The following is a 7,832-nucleotide window of genomic DNA, read 5'->3' on the forward strand; positions in this document are numbered from 1 at the left end:
TACTTGAGAATCTATACAGTTGATTGTTGTGTTAGTGAGAATTAGTAGTGTATGTCATGAGTGCATGGTATATACTATGGTGCTGTTCGTGTCATGTGTTCCTAATGATTCGTCGACCTCCTAGATCAACAAGTAAGGAGTCGTCGGCAGCGTCTGATGTGTATAAGAGACGGGGTCGGGGACGGCATCCGGGCCGGGGTGGACCGGTCGCGGGGGCCGGAGGCTCCCCGACCGGGACACGGGCAGCGGCTCCACGGCGGCCGGGACGGCACCTGGAGGCGGTGGTCGTCCGGAGGACGACAGTGTGATCGACCCCTCACGGCGGCTCCTGCTCGCGCGCGGGCTCGCCGTCACGGCGGGGGCGGTCGCGCTGGGCACGGCCGGCACGGGCGCCTACCTGGCCAACAGCGCCCCCGTCGTCCGCCGGGTGCCGGTGACGCTCGCCGGCCTGGACCCGGCCCTGGACGGCCTGCGGATCGTCACCTTCTCCGACGGCCACCTGTCGGCCCTGTACGGCGGACGGCGCTTCGAGCGGGTGGTCGAGCTGGTCAACGCCCAGCAGCCCGACGTCGTGGCGATCGTCGGCGACCTGGTGGACGGCGAGCTGAGCGAGCTGCGCGAGGAGGTGGCCCCGCTGGCCGACCTGGTCAGTGAGCAGGGCGTCTACTTCGTGACCGGCAACCACGAGTACTTCGTCGACACCACCGCGTGGCTGCGCCACCTGCCCACTCTCGGCGTGCAGGTGCTGCGCAACGAGCGGGTGCCGATCGTGCGCGGCGGGGCGTCGGTCGACCTGGCCGGCATCGACGACCGGACGGCGATCAGCTCCGGCGTCCCCGGCCACGGCGCCGACCTCGACACCGCGCTGGACGGCCGCGACGACGCCGTCCCGGTGGTGCTCATGGCCCACCAGCCGGTGCAGGTGCAGCAGGCGGCGGCCGCCGGGGTGGGGTTGCAGCTGTCGGGGCACACGCACGGCGGCCAGCTGTGGCCCTTCGACTACGCGGTGCGGCTCGACCAGCCGGCGGTGCAGGGGCTCTCCCGGGTCGGGGACACCCAGCTCTACGTCACCACCGGCGCCGGCTTCTGGGGGCCGCCGATGCGGATCGGTGCCCGGCCCGAGGTCGCGGTCGTCGAGCTGCGGGCTCCCTGAGCCTCACAACCCGCGCAGCGCGTCCATGGCCTCCACGACGGCCTCCTCGAGCGACAGCTCGCCGCGGGACTCCGCCCAGCGCAGCAGCCCCTGCGTGTAGGCCGAGAGGTGTGCGGTGACGACGACGGTGGCAGCGGGGTCCTGCCGTGCCTCGTCCCCGAGCGCGTCGAGGAACATCTGCGCCGTCACCCGCTCGTACTCCGCCGCCCGGTAGCGCAGCCCCGGCGTCCCGGCGATGAGCTGCCACCGGGCCAGCGCGTCGGACTCTCGTTCGCCCTTCAGGCCCTGGAGGAACTGGCGGACCACGGTGCGCATCCGCTCGCCGAGGGGCAGGTCGGCCGGCACCGAGGCGAGCAGCCCGGCGACCTCGGCCTGGTCCGGCAAGGCCATGAGCAGGTCGTCCTTGCCCGGGTAGTGCGCGTAGAAGGTCTGCACCGAGACGCCGGCCGCGGCGGCCAGGCGGAGATCGGCACGTCCTCGTAGCCGTTCTCCTGGAACAGCTCCATCGCGGCGTCGTAGATCCGCTGGTGCGTGGAGGCGTACTGACGGGCGCGGTGGTCCTGGGCCACGGTCGGTCCCCCCCTCCGGTGCACGGCGCCCTCCGGCGCTCGGCCACTTGTGACAGTGCCCGGGCGAGGACGCCGGGAGGTCACCACATCATGTGTGGTGTCCGTCTCAGGCGCACACCGCCCCCCAGGGCGACGCCGGGTGCACGCGGGACACGGGCGGGTGAGGGAGACGTCTGTAGACGACCAGACGTCTACATCCGCAGTACCTTTGACGCGTGACGAGCGCCGTGTCGGGACCGAAGTACCTGTCGGTCCGCGAGCACCTGCGCCGCCGGGTCTCCGCGCTCCCGGAGCACACCCTGCTCCCACCGGAGCCGGTGCTGTGCGAGGAGTACGGGGTCAGCCGGATCACGCTGCGCCGCGCCGTCGACGGGCTCGTGGCCGACGGGCACCTCGTGCGCGAGCAGGGCCGGGGCACCTACGTGACCCGTCCGGCGATCCGCCACGAGTACCGCGAGAGCTTCGTGCACCGCATCGCCGGCTGGAGCTCGGTGATGACCGAGCAGGGCGCGCAGGTGGGCACCACGGTGCTCACCCAGCGGATCGTCCCCGTCCAGCCGCCGGTCGCCACCGAGCTGGGGCTCGAGCCCGCGACCGACGTCGTCGAGCTGGTCCGGCTGCGCAGCGTGGACGGCGCGCCCAATCACGTGGCGCACAGCTTCCTGCCCGCCGCCACGTACCCGCTGGCGGCCGAGGCGGACCTCAGCCAGGGCTCGCTGTACGAGTTCCTCCGCCGGGAGTACTCCGCCGACCTGGCCCACGCGCGGATCGTCGTCGACGTCGGTACGGCGGCGCCGGACGAGGCCGACCTGCTGCGCGTGGTGGCCGGCTCGCCGCTGCTGGTGGTCCGGACGACGGTCCGCGACAGCGCCGGGCACCCGCTGGTGCACAGCTTCTCCCGGCTGCGGCCCGACGTCAGCCAGGTGGAGTTCGAGGTCTCGGTCAGCGGCCGCTGAGCGCCGGGCGCGGACTACCGTCGGCGGCGCCGCACCCGTCGTCCCCGGAGGTCCCATGCCCCAGCCGGTCACCGCCAGCGGCAGCCGCGAGCTGCCCCACGAGCGGCGCCGGGTGTGGGAGGCGCTGGCCGTGCTCGCGCCGTACTGCGCCGTCTGCGACGTCTCCTACGTCGTCGAGGGCGCCGGCGTGCCGGGCCGCGGGACCCGGTTCGTCTGCGTGCCCGGCCGCCTGGACGACGGCGTGGCGCCGCCGGCCGGTGCGCCGCAGGGCGAGATCGTCGAGTGGGTGCCGCGGGAGCGGGTCACCACCCGGCTGCGGCTGACCCCGGAGACCTGGACGACGACGATCGAGCTCGCCGACGCCGGCCCCGGCGCCACCCGGGTGACCATCACCGTCAGTCACGAGTCGCACTCCGACGGCCGGCTCACCCAGCGGGTCACCCAGCGTCTGATGCGCGGCGGCGTGCGCGAGATGGTGCAGCGCACGGTGGACGGCGAGCTGGACCGGCTGCCCGCTCACGTGGAGCAGCTACCTGCTGTGTGACCTGCGACCCTGCCGGCGGCGCGTGTGTTCGTGTGATCTTGCGGGTACGGGACCGGCTGTTCGGGCGCGCCACCTCCAGGCGCGCCCCCGGCTGCAAGGGAGAACGCCATGGTGATGGACATCCTCGGGCTCGTCGTCGTCGGCCTGATCATCGGGGCGCTCGCCCGGCTCCTCAAGCCGGGCAAGCAGTCGATGAGCATCGTCGCGACGATGCTGCTCGGCGTCGTCGGCGCGCTGATCGGTGGCTTCATCGCCAGCCTGCTCGGCACCGGCGGCATCTTCGAGCTGAACGTGCTCGGGTTCATCCTCGCGGTCGTCGCCGCGGTGATCCTCGTGGGCCTCTACGCCGGGATGTCGGGCGGCCGCAACCGCGCCGTCCGCTGACCCCGGTCCCGGGGGGCTCGGAGTTCGACGGAGTCCCCCGGGTACAGCCGGCTGTACGGGGTCGGCGTCCCCTGCCCCGCGCGCCCGGCAGGCCGCCGACGATGTCCGGCTCGGCGTCGTCGAGCAGACCGTCGTGATGTGTGCCCGGTCTGTGTCCAGCCCGCGAGCGCAAGGGAGAAGAGCGTGCAGATCCTCGGACTCATCGTGGTCGGCCTGGTCATCGGCGCGCTGGCCCGACTGCTCAAACCCGGTAGGCAGCGGATGAGCATCCTCGCCACGATGCTGCTCGGCGTCGCCGGCGCGATCATCGGCGGTCTGATCGCCGACTGGCTGAGCGTCGGCTCGATCACCGAGCTGAACTTCTGGGGCTTCGTCTTCGCCCTCCTCGCCGCCCTGCTGCTGATCGGCGTCGCCGAAGGCGTTGCCGCAGGCCGCAACCGCGCCGTCCGCTGACGCCGGTCCCGGGGCTCAGAGCTCGACGGAGTCCCCCGGGGTCAGCCGGCTGTACGGGGTCGGCGTCCCCGGCCCCCGCTCGCCCAGCAGGCCGCCGACGATGCCCAGCCCGGCGTCGTTGAGCAGCCCGTCGTGGACGGCGTACGCCTGGTCCGCGTCCACAGCTCGGACGTAGTCGATCACCTCCGCGGTCTTCGACCACGGCGCGTGCACCGGCAGCAGCAGCGTGGCCACCGGCTCGCTGGGCACGGTGAACGCGTCCCCGGGGTGGAAGACCGCCCCGCCGACCAGGAACCCCACGTTGCCCACCCGCGGGATCTCCGGGTGGATCACCGCGTGCAGCTCCCCGTGGACGGTGACGTCGAAGCCGGCGACGGTGAGCGCGTCGCCGTCCCCCACCACGTGCACCCGGCCGGCCGCGCCGTCGAGCCGGCCGGCCACCGACCCGTTGGTCCACACCTGCAGGTCCGGGTCGGCCTCCATGGCCGCGCGCAGCACGTCGGGCGCGAAGTGGTCCGCGTGCTCGTGGGTCACCAGGACCGCGCTCGCCCCCTGCAGCACCGACGGGTCGGTGAACACCCCCGGGTCGATGACGAGCTGCCGGTCGTCCTCGCTGATGACGACACAGGAATGGCCGTGCTTGGTCAGCTCCATGTCGGCATCCTGCCCCCGGCCCGCGAGACCCGCCCGGCCCGCCTGCGGGTGAGCCGCTCACCCGTGCGGGTGAGATCAACGCCGCCGACCGTGACCTCCGCCGGGCACCCTGCCGACATCCTGGGACATGAGCGCCCCCACCCTCGCCGCCGCCACCGTCGTCGCCGCCCGCAGCCGCGCGCACGGCCCGACGTCCGCCCTCTGGCACGCCGTCGAGCTGCACCGCCCCACCGCCGAGGTCGACGGCGCCTGCGAGCTCACCCTCTGCGGCTCGCTGGCCCGCGTGGACGTCGAGCAGCCCTGGCCGACCCCGGCCCGCGACGTCTGCCCCGCCTGCGTCGTCCTGTCCCGCTGACCCTCCCGGCGATTTCCGCGGAAATCGCCGGAGACTAGGCCGGCTCTTCGGCGAGCTCGGCGCGGAGCCGGGCCAGCAGGTCCGACCGGGTGCCGGCGCCCAGCCGCTGGCGCATCCGGGAGACGTGGTGCTCCACGGTCTTCGCGGAGATGTAGAGCCGCCCCCCGATCTCGCGGTAGGTCTGCCCCGCCACGACCAGCCGGGCCACCTCCCGCTCCCGGTCGCTGAGCGTCCCCGAGCCGACCGCCGGCGTCCCGGAGCCGACTGCCGGCCTCCCGTCGCCGGCCGGCCGCGGCACCGGCACCGCCGGCGCGGTCTCGCAGCCGGCGCTGTCGGCCAGCGACCGGGCACAGCCCAGCAGCACCGAACGGGCCCGCTGGTCGGTAGCCCGCGCCGCCGCCTGCCCGGCCAGGCGCGACCCGTCCCAGCCCAGCCCCACCGCGGTGAGCTGCTCGGCCACGGCGACCACCTCGTCGGGGTCGACCTCCCCCGAGAGCACCTGCAGCCAGGTCCGCCCGGCCCGCGCCAGCGTGGCCGCGTAGGGGCTGGTCCGCGCCGCCGCCACCAGCGCCGCCGCGTGCGGCCGCAGCCCGTCGGGGTCGTCGGCCAGGATCGCCGCCTGCGCGCCGCTCCAGTGCAGCGAGGTCGCCCACAGCTGCGGATCGCCCAGCCGGGCCAGCAGCGCCTGCGCCTCGGCCAGGTGCGGGCGCAGCCGCTCGCCGTCCCGCAGCCGCGCCGCGGCCACCACCAGCTCGCCCAGCGGCAGCAGGGTGAACAGGTCCACCGGGTACCGGACCACCGCCTCCCGCGCCCGCACCCACGCGCGCACCAGCGCCGGCAGGTCGCTGCTGCGCCGCGCCAGCCCCACCTCCAAGGCCTGCAGGACGACGTCGTCGCGCGGCTCGAGCGGTCCGCCGCCCTCCTGCGCCCGCCCGACGTGCTCCCGGGCCTGCGACACCCGGCCGGCCAGCATCGCGATCCACGCCAGCAGCAGCCGGTGCCGGCGCCGGCACGGCGGGCCGCCGAGGTCGGCGTCGACCGCCCGCTGCAGCACCGACTCGGCCACGCCCAGCTCCCCGCTGTGCAGCGCGACCAGGGCGGCCAGCGCGGCGGGGGAGTCGACCAGCAGCGCGGTGCGGCCCACCGGCTCCAGCAGCGCGGCGGCGCGGGTCAGCGTGGAGAGCGCGGCGGCGATGTCCGCGGCGGCGTCGTCCCCCGTGCGCAGCGACTGGAGCACCCCCTGCGCGGTCAGCTCCTCGCTCACCGACAGCACCGTGGTCACCTCGCGCGCGGCGCGCGCCGCCTCCAGCGCGGTGGCCGCCGCGTCGGGCTCGCCGGTCGCCAGCAGCGCCAGCGCTGCCGACCCCGCACGCTCGCTCCCGGCCAGCCGGCACAGGCCCGCGGCGCGGGACAGCAGCCCCCGCTGGGCCAGGACGGCCGCGGCCACACCGGCCGCACGCGCGCGGTCCGGGGCCGTCTCGTCGGTCAGCGCGGCGTCGGCCCACTGCAGCGCACCGTCGAGGTCCCCGGCCAGCGCGGCGGCCTGCGCCCGCCGTCCGGCCAGGGAGGCGACCGGAGCCCCGCTGCGCGCGGCCTCCCCGAGCAGCTGCCCGGCCAGCGCCGGATCGTCGGTCAGCGCCGCCTCGCCGTGCCGCTCCAGCAGCCGGGCGGCGTGCCGGTCGCGCACCTGCTCCGCGGCCAGCCGCCGGGCAAGCTCGACCGGTTCGTCCCCGCGCTCGACCAGCAGCGCCAGCACCTGGCGGCGGACCCGTCGGGTCACGTCGGGCGGGGTGACCGCCAGCAGCACGCGCGCCGCGAGCGGCACGACCTCACCGGCACCCAGCAGCAGCCCGGTGGCCCGGCCGGCGTCCAGCAGGTCGACCGCCCGGTCCGGCGACACCCCGAGCACCTCGCCCAGCACGTCCTCGTCCAGCGGCGCGCCGGCCGCGAGGGCGTGCAGCAGGGCACGGGTCTGCTCCTCCACGGCGGCGAGGTCGGCCCGGACCCGGTCGGTGACCTCCTCGGGCACCACGAGGCGCCCCGGCTGCCCGGGGGCGCCGCCGCGCCGGCCCAGCGCCCGCAGCAGGGGGACGGCGAGGGCGGGCAGCCCGCCGGTGTGGGTCAGGACGGCGTCGGCGAGCGGGGGCGCCAGGGCCTCGCCCAGCAGTTCGCGGGCCCACTCGCGCAGCCGGGTCCGGTCCGCGTGCCCGAGGACGACGGTGCGCCGGGCGGGACCGGTCTCGGCCAGCAGCGCGCCCAGCGCCACCGGCCGCGGCCACGGGCGGTGCGCCAGCACCACGCGGGCGGCGGGGGAGCGCAGCAGCGCGCCCAGGCGGGCCACGTCGGCGTCGGGCAGGTGGTGGGCGTCGTCGACGAGGACCGCCACGGGTCCGGGCAGCGCGGCCGGGTCCTCCGGGACGGCGTCGAGCACGGCCAGCCCGGCCCGCTCGTGCGCCGTCGCCAGCTCGGCCAGCAGCAGCGACTTCCCGGTACCGCCGGGGCCCACCACGGTCACGACGGCGGGGACCCGGCCGGAGGGGGCGGTCAACTCGCGCACCAGCTCCGGGCCCCACCCGGTCGCCGCGCTCACGCCGGCCCCGCCGTCGAGGTGGCGGCCGGCTCGGCTGCGGGCTCGGGAGCGGTCTGCTCGGTCGTCGGCTGCTCGGCCGCGGGCTCCTCCGGGGCGGGCTCCTCCGACGCGGGCGGCTCGGAGACCGGGGGCTGCGGCGCCGGGGACTCGGTGACCGGCGGCTGGGAGGTGGCC

The 7,832-nt window shown here is 75.7% G+C and carries 9 protein-coding genes; 6 read left to right on the forward strand and 3 right to left on the reverse strand.

Going from position 1 to position 7,832, the window contains the following annotated elements:
- Positions 1 to 304 precede the first annotated feature (304 nt).
- Positions 305 to 1,153, forward strand: a complete 849-nt coding sequence (locus tag CNO22_RS24055) for a metallophosphoesterase (protein ID WP_232807310.1) — start codon at positions 305 to 307, stop codon at positions 1,151 to 1,153.
- A 3-nt stretch (positions 1,154 to 1,156) separates the two neighbouring features.
- On the opposite strand, the gene CNO22_RS24060 is transcribed toward CNO22_RS24055, so the two are convergent.
- Positions 1,157 to 1,612, reverse strand: coding sequence for a TetR/AcrR family transcriptional regulator (locus tag CNO22_RS24060; protein WP_100501786.1), 456 nt, complete (start codon positions 1,610 to 1,612; stop codon positions 1,157 to 1,159).
- 325 nt (positions 1,613 to 1,937) lie between these two features.
- Here CNO22_RS24060 and CNO22_RS24065 point away from each other — a divergent pair, with 325 nt between their 5' ends.
- From CNO22_RS24065 to CNO22_RS24080, 4 genes are all read left to right on the forward strand, one after another.
- The gene (locus tag CNO22_RS24065) at positions 1,938 to 2,678 is read left to right on the forward strand and encodes a GntR family transcriptional regulator (RefSeq protein WP_232807311.1); all 741 of its coding nucleotides are present in this window, start codon (positions 1,938 to 1,940) and stop codon (positions 2,676 to 2,678) included.
- Between the two features lie 55 nt (positions 2,679 to 2,733).
- A complete protein-coding gene (locus CNO22_RS24070) occupies positions 2,734 to 3,222 on the forward strand; it encodes an SRPBCC family protein (RefSeq protein WP_100501787.1) in 489 nt (162 codons plus the stop codon).
- A gap of 108 nt (positions 3,223 to 3,330) precedes the next feature.
- Positions 3,331 to 3,606 (forward strand): GlsB/YeaQ/YmgE family stress response membrane protein, encoded by a 276-nt coding sequence (locus CNO22_RS24075; RefSeq protein WP_232807312.1) that lies wholly within the window; start codon positions 3,331 to 3,333, stop codon positions 3,604 to 3,606.
- A 183-nt stretch (positions 3,607 to 3,789) separates the two neighbouring features.
- Complete coding sequence (locus CNO22_RS24080; RefSeq protein ID WP_198588568.1) at positions 3,790 to 4,059, forward strand: GlsB/YeaQ/YmgE family stress response membrane protein; 270 nt, start codon at positions 3,790 to 3,792, stop codon at positions 4,057 to 4,059.
- A 15-nt stretch (positions 4,060 to 4,074) separates the two neighbouring features.
- On the opposite strand, the gene CNO22_RS24085 is transcribed toward CNO22_RS24080, so the two are convergent.
- Positions 4,075 to 4,713 (reverse strand): MBL fold metallo-hydrolase, encoded by a 639-nt coding sequence (locus tag CNO22_RS24085; RefSeq protein WP_100501788.1) that lies wholly within the window; start codon positions 4,711 to 4,713, stop codon positions 4,075 to 4,077.
- 127 nt (positions 4,714 to 4,840) lie between these two features.
- On the opposite strand from CNO22_RS24085, the gene CNO22_RS24090 reads away from it, so the two are divergent.
- Positions 4,841 to 5,068 (forward strand): hypothetical protein, encoded by a 228-nt coding sequence (locus CNO22_RS24090; RefSeq protein ID WP_100501789.1) that lies wholly within the window; start codon positions 4,841 to 4,843, stop codon positions 5,066 to 5,068.
- A gap of 34 nt (positions 5,069 to 5,102) precedes the next feature.
- On the opposite strand, the gene CNO22_RS24095 is transcribed toward CNO22_RS24090, so the two are convergent.
- On the reverse strand, positions 5,103 to 7,658 hold the full coding sequence (locus tag CNO22_RS24095; protein WP_100501790.1) for a helix-turn-helix transcriptional regulator: 2,556 nt from the start codon (positions 7,656 to 7,658) through the stop codon (positions 5,103 to 5,105).
- Positions 7,659 to 7,832: the final 174 nt, after the last annotated feature.

This window comes from Geodermatophilus chilensis (genome assembly GCF_002802985.1).
Classification (GTDB): Bacteria; Actinomycetota; Actinomycetes; order Mycobacteriales; family Geodermatophilaceae; genus Geodermatophilus; species Geodermatophilus chilensis.